19 protein-coding genes and 1 pseudogene are annotated in these 20,404 nt (G+C 69.4%); 12 read left to right on the top strand and 8 right to left on the bottom strand.

Features of this window, described 5'->3' with window-relative positions; translation table 11 throughout:
- Positions 1 to 69 precede the first annotated feature (69 nt).
- Positions 70 to 293, top strand: a pseudogene (locus tag AB8M85_RS05100) ((S)-ureidoglycine aminohydrolase); the annotation flags it as partial.
- A gap of 103 nt (positions 294 to 396) precedes the next feature.
- Here the strand turns inward: AB8M85_RS05100 and AB8M85_RS05095 are convergent.
- The 5 genes from AB8M85_RS05095 to AB8M85_RS05075 all read right to left on the bottom strand — a co-directional run bounded on the left by AB8M85_RS05095 (position 397) and on the right by AB8M85_RS05075 (position 4,657).
- The gene (locus tag AB8M85_RS05095; RefSeq protein WP_372697663.1) at positions 397 to 1,095 is read right to left on the bottom strand and encodes a maleylpyruvate isomerase family mycothiol-dependent enzyme; all 699 of its coding nucleotides are present in this window, start codon (positions 1,093 to 1,095) and stop codon (positions 397 to 399) included.
- Between the two features lie 133 nt (positions 1,096 to 1,228).
- The gene (locus AB8M85_RS05090) at positions 1,229 to 1,633 is read right to left on the bottom strand and encodes a VOC family protein (protein ID WP_372697662.1); all 405 of its coding nucleotides are present in this window, start codon (positions 1,631 to 1,633) and stop codon (positions 1,229 to 1,231) included.
- Between the two features lie 64 nt (positions 1,634 to 1,697).
- Positions 1,698 to 2,321 (bottom strand): maleylpyruvate isomerase family mycothiol-dependent enzyme, encoded by a 624-nt coding sequence (locus AB8M85_RS05085; protein WP_372697661.1) that lies wholly within the window; start codon positions 2,319 to 2,321, stop codon positions 1,698 to 1,700.
- Positions 2,322 to 2,370: 49 nt separating this feature from the next.
- A complete protein-coding gene (locus tag AB8M85_RS05080; RefSeq protein WP_372697660.1) occupies positions 2,371 to 3,096 on the bottom strand; it encodes an aspartate/glutamate racemase family protein in 726 nt (241 codons plus the stop codon).
- Between the two features lie 28 nt (positions 3,097 to 3,124).
- Positions 3,125 to 4,657: an NCS1 family nucleobase:cation symporter-1 gene (locus AB8M85_RS05075; protein WP_372697659.1), complete on the bottom strand. Its 1,533-nt coding sequence runs from the start codon at positions 4,655 to 4,657 to the stop codon at positions 3,125 to 3,127.
- Between the two features lie 304 nt (positions 4,658 to 4,961).
- On the opposite strand from AB8M85_RS05075, the gene AB8M85_RS05070 reads away from it, so the two are divergent.
- The 4 genes from AB8M85_RS05070 to allB all read left to right on the top strand — a co-directional run bounded on the left by AB8M85_RS05070 (position 4,962) and on the right by allB (position 10,078).
- Entirely contained in the window at positions 4,962 to 5,753 is a 792-nt protein-coding gene (locus tag AB8M85_RS05070; protein WP_372697658.1) for a hydroxypyruvate isomerase family protein, read from the top strand.
- A gap of 40 nt (positions 5,754 to 5,793) precedes the next feature.
- A complete protein-coding gene (locus AB8M85_RS05065) occupies positions 5,794 to 6,711 on the top strand; it encodes a 2-hydroxy-3-oxopropionate reductase (RefSeq protein ID WP_372697657.1) in 918 nt (305 codons plus the stop codon).
- Between the two features lie 134 nt (positions 6,712 to 6,845).
- On the top strand, positions 6,846 to 8,657 hold the full coding sequence (gcl, locus tag AB8M85_RS05060; RefSeq protein WP_372697656.1) for a glyoxylate carboligase: 1,812 nt from the start codon (positions 6,846 to 6,848) through the stop codon (positions 8,655 to 8,657).
- Between the two features lie 35 nt (positions 8,658 to 8,692).
- Positions 8,693 to 10,078 carry an allantoinase AllB gene (allB, locus tag AB8M85_RS05055; protein ID WP_372697655.1) on the top strand — a complete coding sequence of 462 codons (1,386 nt, stop codon included), beginning with the start codon at positions 8,693 to 8,695 and terminating at the stop codon, positions 10,076 to 10,078.
- A gap of 50 nt (positions 10,079 to 10,128) precedes the next feature.
- On the opposite strand, the gene AB8M85_RS05050 is transcribed toward allB, so the two are convergent.
- Together AB8M85_RS05050 and AB8M85_RS05045 are read right to left on the bottom strand one after the other, a co-directional pair.
- Positions 10,129 to 10,329 carry a hypothetical protein gene (locus tag AB8M85_RS05050; RefSeq protein ID WP_372697654.1) on the bottom strand — a complete coding sequence of 67 codons (201 nt, stop codon included), beginning with the start codon at positions 10,327 to 10,329 and terminating at the stop codon, positions 10,129 to 10,131.
- Positions 10,322 to 10,624, bottom strand: coding sequence for a hypothetical protein (locus AB8M85_RS05045; RefSeq protein WP_372697653.1), 303 nt, complete (start codon positions 10,622 to 10,624; stop codon positions 10,322 to 10,324). Before AB8M85_RS05045 ends, AB8M85_RS05050 begins: the two co-directional genes overlap by 8 nt.
- A gap of 180 nt (positions 10,625 to 10,804) precedes the next feature.
- On the opposite strand from AB8M85_RS05045, the gene AB8M85_RS05040 reads away from it, so the two are divergent.
- Positions 10,805 to 11,602 carry an alpha/beta fold hydrolase gene (locus AB8M85_RS05040; RefSeq protein ID WP_372697652.1) on the top strand — a complete coding sequence of 266 codons (798 nt, stop codon included), beginning with the start codon at positions 10,805 to 10,807 and terminating at the stop codon, positions 11,600 to 11,602.
- On the opposite strand, the gene bcp is transcribed toward AB8M85_RS05040, so the two are convergent.
- A complete protein-coding gene (gene bcp, locus AB8M85_RS05035) occupies positions 11,599 to 12,075 on the bottom strand; it encodes a thioredoxin-dependent thiol peroxidase (RefSeq protein WP_372697651.1) in 477 nt (158 codons plus the stop codon). The genes AB8M85_RS05040 and bcp overlap by 4 nt on opposite strands.
- A gap of 218 nt (positions 12,076 to 12,293) precedes the next feature.
- Between bcp and AB8M85_RS05030 the strand changes: the two genes are divergently transcribed.
- The 6 genes from AB8M85_RS05030 to AB8M85_RS05005 all read left to right on the top strand — a co-directional run bounded on the left by AB8M85_RS05030 (position 12,294) and on the right by AB8M85_RS05005 (position 20,403).
- On the top strand, positions 12,294 to 14,027 hold the full coding sequence (locus AB8M85_RS05030) for an ABC transporter ATP-binding protein (RefSeq protein WP_372697650.1): 1,734 nt from the start codon (positions 12,294 to 12,296) through the stop codon (positions 14,025 to 14,027).
- Complete coding sequence (locus tag AB8M85_RS05025; RefSeq protein ID WP_372697649.1) at positions 14,028 to 16,214, top strand: ABC transporter ATP-binding protein; 2,187 nt, start codon at positions 14,028 to 14,030, stop codon at positions 16,212 to 16,214. It abuts the gene before it with no gap.
- 117 nt (positions 16,215 to 16,331) lie between these two features.
- The gene (locus AB8M85_RS05020) at positions 16,332 to 17,003 is read left to right on the top strand and encodes a pentapeptide repeat-containing protein (protein ID WP_372697648.1); all 672 of its coding nucleotides are present in this window, start codon (positions 16,332 to 16,334) and stop codon (positions 17,001 to 17,003) included.
- A 19-nt stretch (positions 17,004 to 17,022) separates the two neighbouring features.
- Positions 17,023 to 17,802, top strand: a complete 780-nt coding sequence (locus tag AB8M85_RS05015) for a lysostaphin resistance A-like protein (protein WP_372697647.1) — start codon at positions 17,023 to 17,025, stop codon at positions 17,800 to 17,802.
- Positions 17,799 to 19,040: an MFS transporter gene (locus AB8M85_RS05010; protein WP_372697646.1), complete on the top strand. Its 1,242-nt coding sequence runs from the start codon at positions 17,799 to 17,801 to the stop codon at positions 19,038 to 19,040. Before AB8M85_RS05015 ends, AB8M85_RS05010 begins: the two co-directional genes overlap by 4 nt.
- Entirely contained in the window at positions 19,033 to 20,403 is a 1,371-nt protein-coding gene (locus AB8M85_RS05005) for an MATE family efflux transporter (RefSeq protein WP_372697645.1), read from the top strand. Before AB8M85_RS05010 ends, AB8M85_RS05005 begins: the two co-directional genes overlap by 8 nt.
- Position 20,404 lies beyond the last annotated feature (1 nt).

Raw genomic sequence — 20,404 nt, 5'->3', positions numbered from 1 at the left:
GGTTATATCAACCCATACAAATGTCCGGCTTTTGATGTTGCTCCTCCTTGGCGCCTGTGTCAGCGAGCAGAACCAGACGCTTTGATCCCGTTCGCCGAGACGCACGTGATGGAACACGGGCTCTACGTGCTCGAGGGCAACGCGGTCTACCGGCTCAACGCCGGTAGACCGAGGTCCAGGCCGGCGACTACATGTCACTGCGCGCCTTCTGCCCGCAAGCCTGCTACGCCGGCGGGCCGTCGAACTTCCGCTACCTGCTCTACAAGGACGTCAACCGCCAGATCGTCCTCTAGGCGCTCCTCCGGACACTGCACGACGGCGGAACACCAGTAGCCGGGCACCTCCCGAGAGGGGGTGCCCGGCTGCCGGTTTTTGCTGGGCCGGAAGCCGGTCAGCTCACCAGGACGGCAGTTCAGGCAGCGGGCCGTCGGCCTCGACATGCTCGCCGTTGCCGCGGGCCAGCCAGGCGAGCAGGCCCTCGCGATCGGACGCGACCTTCAGGGCGCCGTCGCCGACGACCCACTCGTCGCCCTCTTCGGTCACCAGCGTCATCCCCGGGGCGTTCTTGGCCCGCATGGTCCGCACGGCGGCCTCGATGCCGTAGAGCTGCGCGTCCAGGTCCGCTTCCTCGAGGGTCCAGGTGGTGTCCAGGTCGTGGTGGTGGATGACGACCTCGGCGATGCGCAGCGCCACGATGGACGTCGCGGGGATCTGCTTGCCGTGCAGGTGCACCTCGTCGACCGAGAGCTCCCCGGAAAGGCGCTGGGCCTGCTCGGCGAAGTACGTGGCGTTGTCCCGGAAGAGGCCGACCAGGTCCTTGCGGGGCAAGGCGGCGAGCTCGGCGATCTCCTCATCGCGCGCCTCCCGGGAGTCATAGAGCTGCTGCTCCTCGCCGGTGGTCGCCCAGTCCACGAGCTTGACCAGGGCGCGCCCGTTGGAGGCGAGATGCGCGATGACGTCGGCACGCGTCCAGCCCTCGCACAGCGAGGCAGCGGTCATTTCGACGTCGGAGAGCGATTCGACAGTCGCCAGCATCATGCCGGTTTCACGGCCCAGGAGCGAGAGGTCGGAACGGAGTCGCGCGGTGTTGATCATGGGGTCACCTTACCGGGGGGCAAGGTGGCGTGGGCCACTGGGGCGGATACATATCGAACGGGTCCCAACCCAGACGCCGGGGGTCCCGGCGCCAGCAGATGGTGGTGGGCTGGCCGCCCCGTGAGCGCTCGTCCTACACCGAGCGCTGGTGGTCGCGGGCCCGTTCGGCATCGCTGCGCAGGATGCAGAACTCGTTGCCTTCGGGATCGGCCAAGACCACCCAGCCGGTGCCGTCGGGCATCCTGCGGTCATCGACGACGGTGGCTTCCAGCTCCAGCAGGCGCGCCAACTCCTGGTCCCGGGTGCCCTCGGCGGGGACGAGGTCCAGGTGCAGCCGGTTCTTGACCTGTTTCGGTTCGGGGACCTCGATGAAAAGCAGCCGCTGCGTGCCGTCGGGGGAGAAGATCATGCACTCCTCGTCGCCCGGCCCGTCGGGGTTGTCGGCGTCGGGGGAGAAGCCGAGGATCCCGGCCCAGAAGAGGGACAGTGCGTAGGCGTCACGGCAGTCGAACGATGTATGCGATATCAGGGCGGTCATGCCGGACATGCTGCAGCGCCGGGACCGGCAGGTCAACCCCGGCCAGTCGATAGGGTCCGCCAGCCTACGGCGTGAGCCGCTCCTGGAGGATCCGGGCGCCGGGCCCCGTCAGGTCCGCGGCTGCCGCGCCGCGTCCCGCCATGGCCAGGAGCACCGCCTCGGCGGGTCCGCGGGCCTCGGATCCGCGGCCATGGGTCCAGTCCAGGTCCGTCGCGACCAGTCGCACGCCCCGGGCCTTCCAGAATCCGCGCAGCGGCGGGGCCCAGACGGCGAATGGCAGCGCAGCGGCCAGCCGCTCGGCCGGAACGGCCCGCGGCATCCCCAGAGGCCGCCGGATGTCCTGATGGTGGATCAGGCAGTCGACCAGGCCCACGCGGCCCCCAAAGCGCGCCGTGGATCCCTGTGGCTCGACGTGGTCGCGGAGGAACTCCAGGAGCTCGTCGGGGCTCTTGTCCCGGTAATCCGCCAGGGCGGCCGCGTTGAGCCGCTGCGGGCGGAAGCGGGTGCGGCCCAACCGCTTCAGGAGATCGACCGGGCCGTGTTCCTCGTAGCTGACGACGTGGGCGACCACGTCGCGGACGCTCCAGCCAGCGCAGAGGCTGGGGGACTCCCACTGCCGCGGCGGCAGGGTGGCGAGGAAATCGGCCAGATCCGATCGTTCGGCACGGGCCAAGGCCATGACGTTCATGGGTGCTCCTCCCTCGAGCCGGCCGGGTCGGGGGCCGGTCGCGGTCCGGCTAATCTACCGTGAACGGCCACCCGGTGACCTGCTTGGGACGCGGCGGGGCATAGGTGCGCACCTTGGAGGTCCTCAGGCCCATCCGCACCAGCGATTCGGCGATCCCCACGGCGGAGCGGACCCCGTCGACGATCGGGACGCCGGTGGCCGCGGCGACGGCCTCCTCCAGTTCTGCCATGCCGCCGCAGCCCAGGCAGATGACCTCGGCCCTGTCCTGCTCGACGGCGAGGCGCGACTGCTCGGCGATCGCGGCCACGGCCCGCTCCGGGTCGGATTCCAGTTCCAGCACGCCCAGGCCGCTGGCCCGCACCGAGGCGCAGCGGTCGACGAGCCCCGCGAGCTTGAGCCGGTCCTCGATCAGCGGAACCGTCCGGTCCAGGGTGGTCACCACGGAGTAGCGGTGCCCCAGGAACATGGCGGTGGAGGCCGCGGCCTCGGTGATGTCCACGACCGGGACCTCGAGCAGCTCCTGCAACCCCTCGCGGCCGTGTTCGCCATAGCCGGCCTGGATGACCGCATCGAAGGGCTCCGCGTACCGCTGGACGGCGTCCATCACCCCCAGCGCCGCGAGGTAGCTCTCGAAGTTCCCCTCGCAGCTCTCGGCCCCGAACCGCGGGGTCAGTTCGATGATCTCGGTGCCCGGGGAGGCGGCCGACCGGGCGGAATCGCCGATCGCGCGGGTCATGGAGGCGGTGGTGTTCACGTTGACGACGAGGAGGCGCATGCGTGCCGGCCTTTCGGTGCGAGGGGATTCAGTGTGAGGGGGTGACGGCGATGTCCTCGCCGCTGACGTCGTCGTACTGCTTTCCCCGGGGGGCCACCAGCAGGTAGACCACCGCGCCCACGGCGGCGCCGATGAACCAGGAGAAGTGCGAGACCACGGCGAAGACCGGGACGAACGCGAAGGCCAGGGCCAGCATGGCCGCGGGGACCAGGGCGGCCACGGCCCGGCGGTTGAAGCCGCCGGTGAAGTAGTAGGTGGAGTGCCCGTGGTCGCGGTAGAGGTCCGGGACGTTGATGCGGGTGCGTCGGATCAGCCAGTAGTCGGCCATGATGATGCCGAACAGCGGACCCAGCAGGGCGCCCAGGCCGCCGAGGAAGTACGTGATGACCACCGGGTTGTTGTAGAGGTTCCACGGCAGGATCACCAGGCCGATGACCCCGGAGATCAGCCCGGCCCGGCGGAAGTTCAGCACCTTCGGGAAGAGGTTGTTCAGCGCATAGATCGGGGCCACGAAGTTCGCCATCAGGTTCACCGCGATGGTCAGCACCAGCAGGGCCAGGCAGGCGGCGGAGAGCAGGAAGGTGTTCGGGATGGCCTGCACGATGTCCGCCGGGCTCTCGATCACGCGGCCGTCGATGCGGAACTGGGCTCCGGCGAGCACGACGACGATGCCCCCGAACAGGAGCATGTTCAGCGGGATGCCGAAGAAGTTGCCGCGGATGATGGAAGTCTTCGAGCGGGCGCTGCGGGTGAAGTCGCAGAAGTTCAGCACGAACGTCGAGTAGATCGCCACCCAGAGGGCGCCGCCGCCGAGGATCGTCAGCCACATGTCCAGCCCGGTCTTGGACTCCGGGGTTGTCCAGGCGATGGCGCCGCCGGCGCGGGCGAACATCCAGAGGGCCAGCGCCGCCATGGTGACCAGGATGACCGGCCCGGCGAACGCCTCGTACTTGCGGATCATCTCCATGCCGTAGCTGACGATGACCAGCTGCAGCGCCCACAGGGCGACGAAGCTGATCCAGCCCAGCGTGGACAGGCCCAGGAGCGAGTTGGTGTCCAGCCCGGCGGCGCCGGGGGCGATCGCAATGATCATGATGCGCAGCACGACGGACGCCAGGTAGGTCTGGACGCCGAACCAGGCGACGGCGACCGATCCGCGGATCAGGGCGGGAATCTGCGCCCCGCGGATGCCGAAGGCGATGCGGCTCATCACCGGGAACGGGACGCCGGTCTTCTCGCCCATGAACCCGGAGAGGGTCAGCAGCAGGAACAGCAGGGCCGCGCCGACGGCGAGGGCGGTGAGGATCTGCCAGCCGCCCAGGCCCAGCGAGAACAGGCCGATGGCGAACGCGTAGTTGCCCAGGCTGTGCACGTCGTTGGCCCAGAGGGTGAAAATGCTGTAGGCGCTCCAGGTCCGGCCCGTGCGGGTCGTCGGGGCGAGGTCCTCGTTGTAGAGTCCGGCGCTGAGATCGTGCGGGTTGTGGGACTCGAGATCGAGAGCGGCCGGGCTGGCCGGTTTGACCACGGGGATATCGGGGAATTCATCGCGCAGTGCGGTCATGGGAATTGACCCTTCTGTTCAGGCCGGGAGCAGGGCGGAACGGCTGAGAGGGAGCGGCGGCCGCGGTAGGGAGCGGGCGCCGCTTCTTCTCGTATGGCGGAAAAAAGATTTCAGAACGATGTGTTCGAGGTAACACCTCCGGACCCGTTGCTGTCAATGGCTATCCGTTGCGTGACCGAAAATCCCCTGTCGTGAAGACGGTTCTGCGCTGCTCTTGACAGCGTCTCGTGTCACTTCTAATGTTTTCAGTGTGCAGAAGAAAACTTCCACGATTCGGAATCAATCGTTTCGAAAGGACCATGCGATGTCGTACACCGTGAACTGCTCCATCCTGTTGACCGAGCTGCCGCTGCTCGAGCGACCGGCCGCGGCCAAGAAGGCGGGCTTCGACAACGTCGAGTTCTGGTGGCCCTTCGCCGAGGCCGTGCCGTCCGATGTCGACGTCCAGGCCTTCACCTCCGCCCTGTCCGACGCCGGGGTCCAGCTCACCGGGCTGAACTTCCTCGCCGGCGACATGCCCGCCGGGGACCGCGGCCTGGTCTCGTGGACCGGCCGCGACACCGAATTCCGCGACAACCTCGACGTCGTCGCCGCCATCGGCGAGGCGACCGGCTGCCGCGGCTTCAACGCCCTCTACGGCAACCGCCTCGACGGCGTGGAGGCGGCAGCCCAGGACGAGCTGGCCGTCGAGAACCTCGTCGCCGCCGCCCGCGGGGTCCGCCGCATCGGCGGAACCGTCCTGCTCGAACCCGTCTCCGGCACCCCCGCGTACCCGCTGAAGACCGCCGCCGACGCCCTGGACGTCATCGCCAAGACCCGCGCCGCCGGCGTGGACAACGTCAAGCTGCTGGCCGACTTCTACCATCTGGCCGTCAACGGCGACGATGTCGACGCCGTCATCGAGGCCCATGCCCACGAGTTCGGCCACATCCAGATCGCCGACAACCCCGGACGCGGTGCCCCCGGAAGCGGCGAGCTGCCGTTGGGCGAATGGATCACCCGCAGCCGCGAACGCGGCTACCACGGCCCCATCGGGCTCGAATACAAGGCAGCCGCCGAGACCGCCTTCGACTGGCTCATCCGCCAACCCGCCTAGCCACCGCGCCTCCCAGCAACGATTTCCCCAGGAGCACCACATGAGCACGCAGAACATCGCCTTCATCGGCCTCGGCATCATGGGCCTGCCCATGGCCAAGAACCTCGCAGCCGCCGGCTTCCACGTCACCGGCTACAACCGCAGCCCCGACAAGGCCGCCGACCTCGCCGCGAACGGCGGGCACGCCGCGGCGAACATCGCCGAGGCCGTCGCCGACGCGGACGTCGTCATCACCATGGTCCCCGATTCCCCCGACGTCGAGTCCGTCGTGACCGGTGAGAACGGCGTCTTCGCCCACGCCAAGGACGGCGCCCTGTGGATCGACAACTCCACGATCCGCCCCGACGTCGCCGTCGCGCTCGCCGACGAGGCCCGCGCCGCCGGCCTGCGACCGCTGGACGGACCCGTCTCCGGCGGCGAGCAGGGGGCCATCGACGCCGCCCTCTCGATCATGGTCGGCGGCGAAAAGGCCGACTTCGACGACGCAGCACCCGTCTTGGCCGCCATCGGCAAGACGATCGTGCACGTCGGGCCCTCCGGTTCCGGGCAGACCGTCAAGGCAGCCAATCAGCTCATCGTCGCCGCCAACATCCAGGCCCTGAGCGAGGCCGTCGTCTTCCTCGAGGCCTACGGCGTCGACACCTCCGCCGCCCTGCAGGTCCTCGGCGGCGGGCTGGCCGGCTCCAAGGTGCTGGACCAGAAGGGCCAGAAGATCCTGGACCGAAACTTCGACCCCGGCTTCCGCCTCGCCCTGCACCACAAGGACATGGGCATCGTCACCGCCGCCGCCCGCGAGGCGTCCGTCGTCCTCCCGCTCGGCGCCCTCGTCGCCCAGCTGGTCGCCTCCACCGTCGCCACCGGCGACGGGGCGCTGGACCACTCCGGCCTCTTCCGCGGCGTCGAGCGCCTCTCCGGTGTTTCCAGCACGACGCCGGAGCCGGCTCCCGCCGCCGGCTGACCCCACCTGCCTGCCCCCTCGGCGGGTCAAGCCACACCAGACCCGGCCGCCGGTACCTCTCTTCGGCCCGTACCGGCGGCCGCACCACTTCACACCCTTTTTCGCCCGCACCGCGGGCCCCCTAGGAGAACACCATGACCACCATGCGCACCGTGGACGCCGTCGTCCTCATCCTCGAAAAGGAACGTGCCACCGAGGCCTTCGGCCTGCCCGGTGCCGCCATCAACCCGCTGTACTCGGCGATGAAGGCCCACGGCGGCATCCGCCACACGCTGGCCCGCCACGTCGAGGGCGCCTCCCACATGGCCGACGGGTACTCACGCGCCGCGGCCGGGAACATCGGCGTCTGCCTGGGCACCTCCGGCCCTGCAGGCACCGACATGATCACCGGGCTCTACGCCGCCTGGGCCGACTCCGTGCCGATCCTGTGCATCACCGGCCAGGCGCCGGTGGCGAAGCTGCACCAGGAGGACTTCCAGGCCGTCGACATCGAGACGATCGCCCGCCCGCTGACCAAGCTGGCCTCCACCGTGCTGGAACCCGGCCAGGTCCCGGGCACCTTCCAGAAGGCCTTCCAGCTGATGCGCACCGGCCGTCCGGGACCGGTGCTGATCGACCTGCCGATCGACGTGCAGATGGCCCAGATCGAGTTCGACATCGACGCCTACGAGCCGCTCGAGGTCTCCAAGCCGCGCGCCAGCCGCGCCCAGGCGGGCAAGATCCTGGACCTGCTCACCGCGTCGGAGCACCCGCTGATCGTCGCCGGCGGCGGCATCATCAACGCCGACGCCTCCGAGCAGCTGGTCCAGCTGGCCGAACTGCTCAACGTCCCGGTGGTCCCCACGCTGATGGGCTGGGGCGCCATCCCGGACGACCACCGCCTGATGGCCGGGATGGTCGGGCTGCAGACCCACCACCGCTACGGCAACGCCAACTTCCTGGACTCCGACTTCGTCCTGGGCATCGGCAACCGCTGGGCCAACCGCCACACCGGCGGCCTGGACACCTACCGGGCGGGCCGGAAGTTCGTGCACGTGGACATCGAGCCGACCCAGATCGGCCGCGTCTTCTCCCCGGACCTCGGGGTCGTCTCCGATGCCGGGGCCGCGCTGGAGGTACTGCTGGAGGTCGCCGCCGAGCGCCAGGCCGCCGGCACCCTGCCGGACTACAGCGCGTGGGCCGACACGACGACGGCCCGCAAGGGCGAGGGCCACCGCAAGACCAACTTCGACAACGTGCCGATCAAGCCGCAGCGCGTCTACCAGGAGATGAACTCCGCCTTCGGCCAGGACACGACCTACGTCTCCACGATCGGGCTGAGCCAGATCGCCGGGGCCCAGATGCTCCACGTCTTCGGCCCCCGCCGCTGGATCAACGCCGGACAGGCAGGGCCCCTGGGCTGGACCGGCCCCGCGGCCCTGGGCGTGGTGCGCGGCAAGCCCGGCCAGAAGGTCGTCGCCCTGTCCGGGGACTATGACTTCCAGTTCATGATCGAGGAACTCGCCGTCGGCGCCCAGTTCAAGCTGCCGTACATCCACGTGGTGGTCAACAACTCCTACCTGGGCCTGATCCGCCAGTCGCAGCGCGGCTTCGAGATGGACTACCAGGTGTCACTGGCCTTCGACAATGTGAACTCCCCGGAGACCGAGGGGTATGGTGTGGATCACGTCAAGGTGGCCGAGGGGCTGGGCTGCAAGGCGGTCCGCGTCACGGATCCGGAGAAGTTGGCCGAAGGTTTCGCAGAGGCGGGACGGCTGGCCGAGGAGTTCTCCGTCCCGGTCGTCGTCGAGGTCATCCTGGAGCGCGTCACGAACATCTCGATGGGCACCGAGCTGGACAACGTCAACGAATTCGAGGACCTGGCGGTGGACACGGCCGACGCGCCCACTGCCCTGGTCCCGCTGTCCCCGGCACCGGAGCAGGTCCCCGTCGGCGCCAACGCCTAGCCACCGACAGCAGAGCACACGAAGGAGTGGAAGCCATGGGAAGCAGCCCCAGCAACACGAGCACGGCCGGCACCGCCGCAGCCACCGGGACCTACGACCTGGTCGTGCGCGGCGAACGCGTCGCCCTGCCCGGGGGCATCGGACCGGCCGAGGTGGGCATCAGCGGCGGGAGGATCACCGCCATCGTGCCCCTCGGCGAGGCCCTGGCGGGGGGAGAGGTCATTGAACTGGCCCCCGGCCAAGTCCTCATCCCCGGTCTCGTCGACACGCATGTGCACGTCAACGAGCCGGGCCGCACCGAGTGGGAGGGCTTCGACTCCGCGACCCGGGCGGCCGCCGCCGGCGGGGTGACGACGCTGATCGACATGCCGCTGAACTCCATCCCGCCCACGGTCGACGTCGAGGCGCTCGAGGCCAAGCGAGAGGTCGCGGCGGGCCAGGCGCACATCGACGTCGGCTTCTGGGGCGGCGCCATCCCGGGCAACCGTGGCGAACTGCGGAAACTCCACGACGAGGGCGTCTATGGGTTCAAGTGCTTCCTGCTGCACTCCGGCGTCGACGAGTTCCCCGCGTTGGAACCCGACGAGATGGAAGCTGACATGGCCGAGCTGGCCGGGTTCGACGGGCTGATGATCGTCCACGCCGAGGACGCCCACACCATCGACACCGCACCGCACCAGGGCGGCCGCGCCTACTCCGATTTCCTGGCCTCCCGGCCGCGGGACGCCGAGAACCTGGCCATCCAGCGGGTCATCGACGCCGCCCGGCGCACCGGTGCCCGCGCCCACATCCTGCACCTGTCCTCGTCGGACTCGCTGCCCGTGATCGCCGCGGCGAAGGCCGAGGGCATCCGCCTGACGGTCGAGACCTGCCCGCACTACCTCACGCTGCTGGCCGAGGAGATCGCCGACGGGGCGACCGCCTTCAAGTGCTGCCCGCCGATCCGCGAGGACGCCAACCGCGAACTGCTCTGGCAGGGGCTCATCGACGGGACGATCGACTTCATCGTCTCGGACCACTCGCCCTCGACCGTGGACCTCAAGGAGGTCGAGTCCGGCGACTTCGGCACCGCCTGGGGCGGGGTTGCCTCGCTGCAGCTGGGCCTGTCGCTGATCTGGACCGAGGCACGACGGCGGGGCGTCACCCTGGAGACGGTGCTGTCCTGGATGTCCCGCAACCCGGCGGACCTGGCCGGGCTGGAGGGCAAGGGCCGGCTTGAGGTCGGCGCCGACGCGGACTTCGCCGTGTTCTCCCCGGAGGATTCCTACACGGTCGACGTGTCGGCGCTGCACCACCGCAACCCGATCTCGCCCTACCAGGGCAAGGAACTCACCGGCCGGGTCTCCGGGACCTACGTGCGCGGCACGGAGGTCGACTTCGCGACGCCGACTGGCCGGCTGCTGCGCCGCGGGGAGAGGTAGGCCGGGCCTCCGCCGGGTGCCCCGGCCGGGGCAGCCAGCCGGGGTGCACCTCAGTCGGCCTGATCGGGGGAGAGGTCGTCGCGTTCCGGCGCTTCCTGGACCTCTTCCGCATCGGTATCGTCGACGAAGGGCTCGCTCTGCCGGAACTCCTCCCGGTGGCTGGGCTTGATGCCGTCGATGCCGCTCTGGGCCTCCTGCTTCATCTCCTCGTCCAGCTCCGGACCGTGCTTGTTGCTTCCGCGCTCAGCCATCTGACTCCTCCTCGCTTTCCTCGGTGAGGCCCTGTGGGGCCCGTTCGGCCTCTTCGCCCGCTTCCGGGGGGACCGGGTCGGTGGCCGGGGGTACCTGCCCCGGCGCGTAGTCCTGCAGGCCCGCGGCGACGCGTTCCTCCTGCTCGGCGGCGGCGAAGTCGTCGTCGTCCAGGTCTTCCGGGACCTTGGCGTGGCCGCGTCGGTCGGAGCCGGGAAGGGCCGTGCCCTCGGGGTCGATGATGTCATCGAGGTTCGGGTTCCCTGCGGGCCGATCCCCGGACCTGTCTGTCGGCATGCTCTTCTCCTCACCTGCTGCGGCGCGGGCCTTGCCACGTGCGGCGGCCAGCTGTCTTGGTTCCTTTCAACGTAGGACCGGCCCCGCGGGGAAGTACAGGGTCCACGTCGGCCGCCGCGGGGCCATGTGGGACGCGCGCCGCCGTTGACCCGTGGACCGGTGCTGGCTACGTTGTTCGGCATGGAGTGCCGGGTCGGCGGGAGCTCAATCCACTATGCCGAACACGGCGCTGGGCTGCCGCTGGTTGCCCTGCACGGAGCCGGGGTCGACCACCGGGAGATCGAGGCCGCGCTGGAATCCGTCCTCCCGCCCAGCGGCTACCGCCGCATCTATCCCGACCTGCCGGGCATGGGCAGGACCCGCGTGGCGGACTCCATTGCGTCCAACGAGGGCGTGGTGGCACTGCTCGGCGCTTTCCTCGACGAGATCGCGCCCGGGCCGGTCCTGCTGCTCGGCCACTCTTACGGCGGCTACCTGGCGCGCGGGGTCGCGGGGCGGCGGCCGCAGGTGTGCGGCCTGGCCCTGCTCTGCCCCGTCGGGCAGGCCGCCGGGGATATCCCGCCCGAGATCGCCGTGAGCAGCGACCCGCACGCCCATGACGAGCTGGCCCCCGTGGACCGCGCCGGGTTCGACGCCTACTTCGTGGTGCGCACGCCCGAGACGGCCCAGCGGTACCGCGACGCGGTGCTGCCCGGCATCCAGCTGGCCGACGAACAAGTGCTGGGACGCCTCTTCGCCGGGTGGCGGATCGACACCGGGGACGTGGCACCTGCCGTGCCCGTGTTGATCGCGGCCGGGCGTGGCGATTCGACGGCGGGGTTCACCGACGCCATCGACCTGCTGGCGGACTACCCGCGGGCGGCCCTGGCCATCATGCGTGGCGCCGGGCATGCGCTCCCGCACGAACGGCCCGGCTTGCTCCGGGCCCTGATCGGGGACTGGCTGGACCAGGTGGCCCGGACGGGCGCGGGTTCCTAGACCCCGAGTTCCTGGCGCAGCCGCGCGACATGGCCCTGGGCGTCCACGTCGTACTCCGCCGACTTCACGGTGCCGTCGGGGTTCACCACGATGGTCGAGCGCAGCGTCCCGGTGTGGACCTTGCCGCCGAATTCCTTGTCCCCGTAGGCGCCATAGGCCTTGGCAACCTGGTGTTCGGGATCGGAGAGCAGCGGGAAGGTCAGCGACTGGTCCGCCGCGAAGGCCTGCAGGTCCTCGAGCGGATCCGAGGAGATGCCCACGACGTCGTAGCCTGCGCCGGTGAGGGCCGAAAGGCTGTCGCGGAAGTCGCAGGCTTCTGTGGTGCAACCCGGCGTCGCCGCCTTGGGGTAGAAGTAGACGACGACGGAACGGCCGTCGAAGTCCGCCAGGTCGATCGTGTTGCCCTGCGCGTCGTCGAGGCGGAACGCCGGGGCCGGGGCGCCGGGCTGGAGCTGGCTATCGGTGGTGGTCATGGTGACTCCTCAATTGTCGTATCGTGACATTCTTTTTCCATTATACGAACAGTGAAGCCCTTGGATAGGGGTCCACCGAAAATCATCCCGGCGACGGATTGAATCCTCCGAATGGCGGAGTAGGGTTTTCAGTGCCCCGGATGGCTGCAGCCGTTCGGGCCGTACTCCGCCGACGCGATCCAGCCACCGGTGGGGCCTGTTCCGAAGGACCTTCCTGCATGCTCTTGCGTCTCATCCTCAAGTACTCGAAACCCTATACCCCGTGGATCATCGGCGTCTTGGTCTTCCAGCTGGCCACCACGATGGCCACCCTGTTTCTGCCCAGCCTCAACGCCCGGATCATTGACGAGGGTGTGACCCAGGGAGATACCGACTTCATCTGGCACACCGGCGGGATCATGCTCGCCGTTGCCTTCATCCAGGTCCTCACCGCCGTGGCCGCCGTGTACTTCGGGTCCAGGACCTCCATGGCCGTCGGACGCGACATCCGCCGCGGCGTCTTCCACTCCGTGGCCGGCTTCTCGGCCCGCGAGGTCAACCAGTTCGGGGCACCGACGCTGATCACCCGCGGCACCAACGACGTCCAGCAGGTCCAGATGCTCGTGCTCATGGGCCTGAATTTCATGGTCTCCGCACCGATCATGTGCGTCGGGGGCATCATCATGGCCCTGCGCGAAGACGCCGGTCTGTCCTGGCTGGTCTGGGTCTCCGTCCCCTTCCTGGTCGTCATCGTCGGCATCCTGATCCGCTTTCTGATGCCGTTGTTCCGCCTCATGCAGGAGCGCATCGACAAGATCAACGGCGTGCTGCGCGAGCAGATCATCGGCATCCGGGTGGTCCGCGCGTTCGTCCGCGAGCCCTATGAGACCGAGCGCTTCCAGACGGCCAACGAACGCCTGACCGATGTCGGCGTCCGGGTGGGCCAGCTCTTCGTGCTGATGTTCCCGCTGATCGGCATGATCCTGCATCTGGCCACCGCCGCTGTGCTGTGGTTTGGTGGCCACCGGGTGGCGGCGGGGGAGATGGAGGTCGGCTCGCTGACCGCCTTCCTGCAGTACCTGCTGCAGATCCTCATGGCCGTCATGATGGGCACGTTCATGGCCATGATGATCCCGCGCGCCGCAGTCTGCGCCGAGCGCATCGACGAGGTCCTGCACGTCAAGCCCTCGCTCCGCGATCCCGAAACCGTGACCGCCGACGCGCCGTTGCACGGGACCGTCGAGTTCCGCGGCGTCTCCTTCGGCTACCCCGGCGCCGAGGAGCCGGTGCTGAAGAACCTGGACTTCACCGCCGAACCCGGGAAGATGACGGCGATCATCGGCTCCACCGGTGCCGGCAAGACGACCCTGCTGAATCTCATCCCGCGGTTGTACGACGCCGACGCCGGGCAGGTCCTGATCGACGGCGTCCCCGTCCCGGCACTGACCCGGGACCAGCTCTCGGAACGGGTCTCCACCGTGCCGCAGCGCCCCTACCTCTTCTCCGGGACAGTGGGGTCCAACCTGCGCTTCGGTGCTGAGGACGCGACCGATGAGGAACTGTGGGAGGCGCTGCGGATCGCCCAGGCGGAGGACTTCGTCCGCGCCAAGGAGGGTGGACTGGAATCGAAGGTCGCCCAGGGTGGCACGAACGTCTCGGGTGGCCAACGCCAGCGGCTGTGCATCGCCCGGGCGCTCGCGGCCCAACCCAAGGTCTACCTCTTCGACGATTCCTTCTCCGCCCTGGACGTCTCCACCGACGCCCGCCTGCGCGCGGCTCTGAAGGACACGATGCGCAACGCCACGGTGATCATCGTGGCGCAGCGGGTCTCCACCATCACCGAGGCGGACCAGATCCTGGTGCTCGACGACGGCGAGATCGTCGCCCGCGGCACGCACGAGGAGCTGCTGGATTCCTCCGGGACCTACCAGGAAATCGTCGAATCCCAGATCAGCGCGGAGGAGGTGGCCTAGATGGCACGCAACGACAAGCGCGCACGCCGCACGCCCCAGGAACCCGGCGAGGCCGCCGACGCCACGCCACAGGAGGCCGCAGCCCAAGGCGCAGCGCCGGTGGCAGTGGAAACCGCCGTCGAGTCCGGCGAGGACTTCGCCGACATGTCGATGGACGACGGCTTCGGTGGCCAGCAGTCAGTGCGCAAGGCCAAGCACTTCTGGCCCTCCGCCAAGCGCCTCGTGGGACTCCTGGCCCCCGAAAAGGCGGGCATCGCCGTCGTGCTGCTGTTCGTCGCGGCCGGCGTGGTGCTCAACGTCATCGCCCCGAAGATCCTCGGCAGGGCCATGGACGTCATCTTCTCCGGTGTCATCGGTGCGCAGATGCCGCCCGGGGCGACGAAGGAACAGGTCGTCCAGGGGCTGCAGGCCCAGGGGCAGGACGACCTGGCCGACATGCTGGGCCGGATGAACCTGGTCCCCGGCGTCGGCATCGACTTCCACGAGCTGGGCGTCATCATCTCGATCGTGTTGGCCATGTACTTCGTGTCCAACGTGTTCATGTGGGCGCAGGGCTTCCTGCTGAACAAGCTCGTCATGCGCGTGGTCTACAAGCTGCGCAAGGACGTCGAGGACAAGCTCAACCGGCTGCCGCTGAACTACTTCGACACCCGCCAGCGTGGCGACCTGCTCTCCCGGGTGACCAACGACGTCGACAACATCCAAACGGCGTTGCAGCAGGCGTTCTCGCAGCTGATCCAGTCGCTGCTGACGGTCATCGGCATCGTCATCATGATGTTCATAGTCTCCTGGCAGCTGGCGCTGATCGCGCTGGTCGCGCTCCCGCTGTCCGCCGTGGCCGCCGCCGTCATCGGTGGCAAGGCCCAGGGCCTGTTCGCCGCCCAGTGGAAGGCGACCGGCTCGCTGAACGGGCAGATCGAGGAGTCCTTCTCCGGACACGACCTGATGAAGGTCTTCGGGCGCGAGGACGAATCCGTGGAGCGCTTCGACGAACGCAACGAGGAGCTCTACAAGGCCTCCTTCGGTGCCCAGTTCGTCTCCGGCACGATCTTCCCGGTCATGCAGTTCATCTCCTACCTGGCCTACGTGGGCATCGCCGTGGTCGGCGGGCTGCGCGTGGCCTCCGGGCAGATGAGCCTGGGCGACGCCACCGCGTTCATCCAGTACTCGCGCGAGTTCACCCAGCCGCTGGGCCAGATCGCCGGCATGGCCAACCAGGTCCAGTCCGGCGTGGCCTCGGCCGAGCGCACGTTCGAGCTGCTCGATGCCGAGGAGCAGGACCCCGAGACCGCGACGGCGTACCTGGCCGCCCGCACCGAGGGGCACGTCGAGTTCAACGGCGTCACGTTCTCCTACGACCCGGCCAAGCCGCTCATCGAGGACCTCTCCTTCGAGGCCCACCCCGGCCACACCGTGGCGATCGTCGGCCCCACCGGGGCCGGGAAGACGACCCTGGTGAACCTGGTGATGCGCTTCTACGAGCTCGACGGCGGCAACATCACCCTGGACGGGGTGGACATCACCGCCCTCTCGCGCGCCGAACTGCGCTCGAAGGTCGGCATGGTGCTCCAGGACGCCTGGCTGTTCAACGGGTCCATCATGGACAACATCCGCTACGGACGGCTCGACGCCACTGACGAGGAGGTCTACGAGGCGGCCCGGGCCACGTACGTCGACCGCTTCGTCAAGGCGCTGCCCGAGGGCTACGATTCGATCATCGACGACGAGGGCACCAACGTCTCCGCCGGAGAGAAGCAGCTGATCACCATCGCCCGGGCGTTCTTGGCGAACCCCTCGCTGCTCATCCTCGACGAGGCCACGTCCTCGGTCGACACCCGCACCGAGGTCCTGGTCCAGCACGCCATGGCGGCGCTGCGCACCGACAGGACGAGCTTCGTGATCGCCCACCGCCTGTCCACCATCCGCGACGCCGACACCATCCTGGTGATGGAGTCCGGCCGGATCGTCGAACAGGGCAACCACGAGACGCTGCTGGCCGCACAGGGCGCCTACCACCGGCTCTACATGTCCCAGTTCGCCGGGCCGGCGGAGGACCCCGATGCCGAGGCTGACGTCGATGCGGCCCTTGCCGAGCCGGCCGGGGTTGCAGCTGGCCCGGGGACGGACGACGCGACAGCAGCCGGCGGCGGAGCCGGGGGCCCCGGAAGCGGGTCGCCCGCGACCTAGGCGCCGGACCCACCCGGGACCACCCGCCAGCGCCCCTGCCGTGTATGCCGGATGGCCGTCGACGAGCCGGCCAGCAGGCCACCACGTCGGGGGCGTTGCGCGCTCTAGAGTAGGGGAATGCCTGCTTCGAACGCCTCCCCGACGCCCCGTCCACCCCGACTGCCCGGCTTCGACGCAGGAGGCGAGCGTCCGTCCGGGGATCTGACGGCCCTGGACCTGGACGGACGCAGCGACGGACTGCTGTTCGACTCCGACGACGCAGCGGGCCAGGACCTCGACGACACCGTCTTCACCGACTGCACCCTGCGCCGCGTCTCGCTCATGGGCGCCGACCTGAACCGGGCAACCTTTGGGAACTGCCGCTTCGAGGACCTGACGGCCGCAGCTCTACGGGCCCCGGACAGCGGCTGGTGGAACACGCGGCTGGAACGGACGCGGATCGGATCGGCCGAACTGCACGGGGCCAGCCTGCGGGCGGTCCTCATCGACGGCGGGAAGCTGGACCTGGTCAACCTGCGCGGGGCCAAGCTCAAGGACGTCCTGTTCCGCTCGCTGATCATCGACGAACTCGACCTGGGCGAGGTCCAGGCCGAACGGGTGGCGTTTGAGGATTGCCGCGTCGGCATGCTGGTCCTCAACGGTGCTCGGCTCAGGGACGTCGACCTCCGCGGTGCGCGCATCGGCGGAATGGCAGGGATCAGCGGGGTGCGAGGGGCGACGGTCAGCGACCTCCAGTTGCAGGACTTGGCGCCACTGCTCGCTGCGGAGGCGGGGCTCCGGGTCCTCTAGCATTCGCTAGGCTGGAATTATGCACTCCACCCCGCATCCGGCCGCGCCGGGCCCCGCTTCCGGCGAGCCGCGCAAGCGCCGGACCTCACGCTTTGGCCCGGACCGTTTCCGCGTGGGGGATGCCATCATGGTGCTGGCCTACGTGGTCCTCTTCGTCGCCGGCGCTGCCGCACTGCTGACGCTCATCCCCGGGTTCACCCAGGCCTTCACCACCGGCGAGACCGCCGCTGCCGCCGTGAACTTCATCGTGTACGCCGTGCTGTTCACCGGTGCCATGATCATGGCCTTCCCCACCCTGGCCCATTCCTTCCGCACGTTCGCCTACCACCCGTGGGCGAAGGCCTTCATGGTGCCCGGTGCCTGGGTGGCGAACCTGGTCGTCACCACGATCGTCATCGTCTCCCTGGGTGGTGCGGTCAAGAGCGAGAACCAGCTGGCCATCGAGGGCATGACCACCTCGGTGCCGTTCCCCACCATGCTGGTCATGGCCGTGGTCATGGGCCCGTTCGTGGAGGAGTACGTCTTCCGCCACCTGCTGATCGGCAAGCTCAGCCGGAAGGTCAACGTCTGGGTGTGCGTGGTGATTTCGATCGTCCTGTTCGCCGGAATGCACTTCCTCGGCTCCGGATCCTTCGACCCGACGGCGGCCATCCCCTACGTCAGCCTCGGTGCCGTCATCAGCGTCGCCTACGTGCTCAGCGGCAAGTCGCTGGCCTACTCCTACCTCATCCACCTGCTGAACAACCTCATCGCCCTCACCGTGGCCTATTTCCTGCTGCCGCTGGTGCCCGGCGCATGAGCGGACCCGCTCCCTTCGCCGGACACGTCCGCGGCTCCGCCGGCTACCGGCGCATGATCATGGCCCTCTTCGCCGCCGGTGTCGCGACCTTCTCGCAGCTGTATTCCGTGCAGGGTGTCCTTCCGGCGTTGTCCCGTGCGCAGGGGGTCTCGGAGGCCCGTGCCGCCCTCGCCGTCTCCGCGGCCACGCTGGGGCTGGCGGTCTCGGTGATCGGCTGGTCGGTCGTCGCTGACCGCATCGGCAGGCTCCGCGCGATGCAGACGGCGGTCATTGCCGCCGTCGTGCTGGGTCTGCTGGTGCCCACCGCCCCGGGATTCGAGGCGCTGCTGGGGCTGCGCTTCCTCGAAGGTGCCGCCCTCGGCGGGATCCCCGCCACGGCACTGGCGTACCTGAGCGAGGAGATTCATGCGATGCACTCGGCCATCGCGGCCGGGACCTACATCTCCGGCACCACCTTGGGGGGACTGGCCGGACGCCTCATCGCCGGGCCGCTGAGCGAGGTGGCCAGCTGGCGGGTCGGCACCCTGGCCGTCTCCCTGCTCGCCGCCGTCGCCGCGGTGGCGTTTATCGTCCTGGCTCCGGCGCCGTGCGGCTTCACCCCCGTGCCACGGCGGGCCCCCGGCCAGCCCGGGCTGGCCCGCAAGCTATGGGCCAACCTGGCCAACATCCGGCTGCTCGCCCTCTACGCCCAGGGCCTGCTGCTGATGGGCGGGTTCGTGGCGGTCTACAACTTCCTGGGCTTCCGGCTCGAGGCCCCGCCTTTCCTGGTCCCGGCGTCGCTGACCTCGCTGGTCTTCATCGCCTACCTTTCCGGCACGTGGTCGTCGCGGCAGGCAGGGCTGCTGGCCAACCGGTTCGGCCGGCTGCCGGCGCTGCTCGGCTCGATCGGCGTCATGGCCACCGGCCTCGCGGTGACCCTGGCCCCGAACCTCGTCCTGGTCCTGGTTGGCCTGGTGCTCTTCACCGCCGGCTTCTTCTCGGCCCACGCGGTGGCCAGCGGCTGGGTCCCGCTCATCGGCCGCACCGGCCGCGCCCAGTCCGCCAGCCTCTACAACCTGGCGTACTACACCGGGTCCAGCCTGTTCGGCTGGGCGGTCGGCCTGGCCTTCGTGCCGTACGGCTGGGGTGGTGCGGTGGTCTTCATCCTGGTCCTGCAGTGCGTGGCGGCCGGTCTCGCCGCCTTGTTTTTGCGCGCCTCCGGTGCGCGCCCCGTGGGAACGGTGGCCGCCCGTGGCTAAGGACCGCAATAGGGCCCAGGTGCCCGCAGGGCTCGGCCGCACGATCCTGGCGCTCGCCGTCCCCGCCCTGGGGGCGCTCATCGCCGAGCCGCTGTTCCTCATGGCGGACACTGCGATCGTCGGGCACCTCGGGCTCAACGAGCTGGCCGGGGCCGGGTTGGGCACCACGGTGCTGCAGACTGCCGTCGGCCTCATGGTCTTCCTCGCGTATTCCACCACCCCTGCCGTCGCGCGGTGGCTGGGGGCCAAGCGGCTGGACCTCGCCCTGGCCGCCGGACGCGACGGGCTCTGGCTGGCCCTGGTCCTGGGCGTCGTGCTCGCCGTCGCCGGATGGGTTGCCGGGCCGGCCTTGCTCGCTTCCATGGGTGCGGATGGGCCGGTGCTGGGATTCGCGCTGGATTACCTGCGGTGGTCCATGCCCGGGTTGCCGGCCATGCTGCTGGTCCTGGCGGCGACCGGAGTGCTGCGCGGCCTGCAGGACACCAAGACCCCGCTGATCGTCGCCGGAGCCGGGTTCGGGGTGAACATCGTGTTGAACTTTTCCCTGGTGTACGGGGCGGGGCTCTCGGTGTCGGGTTCGGCGATTGGCACCTCGATCGCCCAGTGGGGCATGGCGGCGGTGTACCTGGTGCTGCTGGTGCCCCGGCTGCGGGCCGCCGGAGTATCCTTGCGCCCTCACGTGGCGGGGGTCGTGGGGACCGGGAAGGTCGGCAGCTGGCTGATGCTGCGCACCCTGAGCCTGCGCGTCGGCATCCTGGCCACCGTCTGGGTGGCCACCGCCGACGGTGCCCTGACCCTGGCGGCCCACCAGCTGGTCTTCACCATCTTCACGTTCATGGCCTTCGCGCTGGACGCCCTGGCGATTGCCGCCCAGGCCCTGATCGGCAAGGAACTCGGCGCCGGTGACCGGGCCACTGCGAGGGCCCTGACCCGGGTGATGACCAGGTGGGGCCTGCTCTTCGGGGTGGGAACCGGCGTCGTGCTGGCCCTGCTGGCTCCGGTAGTGGGGGTCCTGTTCACCTCCGACCCGGCGGTCCAGCACGCGGCGGCCATCGGACTCTGGGTGCTGGCGGCCTCCCAGCCGCTGGCCGGTCTGGTCTTCGTGCTCGACGGAGTGCTCATCGGCGCCGGCGATGCCCGGTACCTGGCCCTGGCCGGGGTCATCGCCCTGGTGCTCTACGCCCCGCTGCTGGCCGGCGCGGCCTGGCTGCCGCTGGTACCGGACCTGCCGATCCTGTGGTTGTGGTGCGCCTTCGGCATCGGCTACCTGGCGCTGCGGGCGCTGACCCTGCTCTGGCGCATCCGCAACGACCGCTGGATGTCCGTCGGAGCGCCGTCCCGGGCCGGCGGCGATTCCCATTAGG

The organism is Arthrobacter sp. JSM 101049 (genome assembly GCF_041679245.1).
Lineage (GTDB): Bacteria > Actinomycetota > Actinomycetes > Actinomycetales > Micrococcaceae > Arthrobacter_H.
The sequence above is the reverse complement of the archived record's forward strand: the minus strand, read 5'-3'. Positions and strand labels throughout refer to the sequence as shown.

Coding starts and splice junctions, on each gene's coding strand:
- allB (WP_372697655.1), top strand. CDS start 8,693: ATGGGAAGCAGCCCCAGCAACACGAGCACGGCCGGCACCGCCGCAGCC.
- AB8M85_RS05075 (WP_372697659.1), bottom strand. CDS start 4,657: ATGACCGCACTGCGCGATGAATTCCCCGATATCCCCGTGGTCAAACCG.
- AB8M85_RS05045 (WP_372697653.1), bottom strand. CDS start 10,624: ATGCCGACAGACAGGTCCGGGGATCGGCCCGCAGGGAACCCGAACCTC.
- AB8M85_RS05070 (WP_372697658.1), top strand. CDS start 4,962: ATGTCGTACACCGTGAACTGCTCCATCCTGTTGACCGAGCTGCCGCTG.
- AB8M85_RS05030 (WP_372697650.1), top strand. CDS start 12,294: ATGCTCTTGCGTCTCATCCTCAAGTACTCGAAACCCTATACCCCGTGG.
- AB8M85_RS05065 (WP_372697657.1), top strand. CDS start 5,794: ATGAGCACGCAGAACATCGCCTTCATCGGCCTCGGCATCATGGGCCTG.
- AB8M85_RS05025 (WP_372697649.1), top strand. CDS start 14,028: ATGGCACGCAACGACAAGCGCGCACGCCGCACGCCCCAGGAACCCGGC.
- AB8M85_RS05010 (WP_372697646.1), top strand. CDS start 17,799: ATGAGCGGACCCGCTCCCTTCGCCGGACACGTCCGCGGCTCCGCCGGC.
- AB8M85_RS05080 (WP_372697660.1), bottom strand. CDS start 3,096: ATGCGCCTCCTCGTCGTCAACGTGAACACCACCGCCTCCATGACCCGC.
- AB8M85_RS05015 (WP_372697647.1), top strand. CDS start 17,023: ATGCACTCCACCCCGCATCCGGCCGCGCCGGGCCCCGCTTCCGGCGAG.
- AB8M85_RS05050 (WP_372697654.1), bottom strand. CDS start 10,329: ATGGCTGAGCGCGGAAGCAACAAGCACGGTCCGGAGCTGGACGAGGAG.
- AB8M85_RS05090 (WP_372697662.1), bottom strand. CDS start 1,633: ATGACCGCCCTGATATCGCATACATCGTTCGACTGCCGTGACGCCTAC.
- AB8M85_RS05085 (WP_372697661.1), bottom strand. CDS start 2,321: ATGAACGTCATGGCCTTGGCCCGTGCCGAACGATCGGATCTGGCCGAT.
- gcl (WP_372697656.1), top strand. CDS start 6,846: ATGACCACCATGCGCACCGTGGACGCCGTCGTCCTCATCCTCGAAAAG.
- bcp (WP_372697651.1), bottom strand. CDS start 12,075: ATGACCACCACCGATAGCCAGCTCCAGCCCGGCGCCCCGGCCCCGGCG.
- AB8M85_RS05040 (WP_372697652.1), top strand. CDS start 10,805: ATGGAGTGCCGGGTCGGCGGGAGCTCAATCCACTATGCCGAACACGGC.
- AB8M85_RS05020 (WP_372697648.1), top strand. CDS start 16,332: ATGCCTGCTTCGAACGCCTCCCCGACGCCCCGTCCACCCCGACTGCCC.
- AB8M85_RS05095 (WP_372697663.1), bottom strand. CDS start 1,095: ATGATCAACACCGCGCGACTCCGTTCCGACCTCTCGCTCCTGGGCCGT.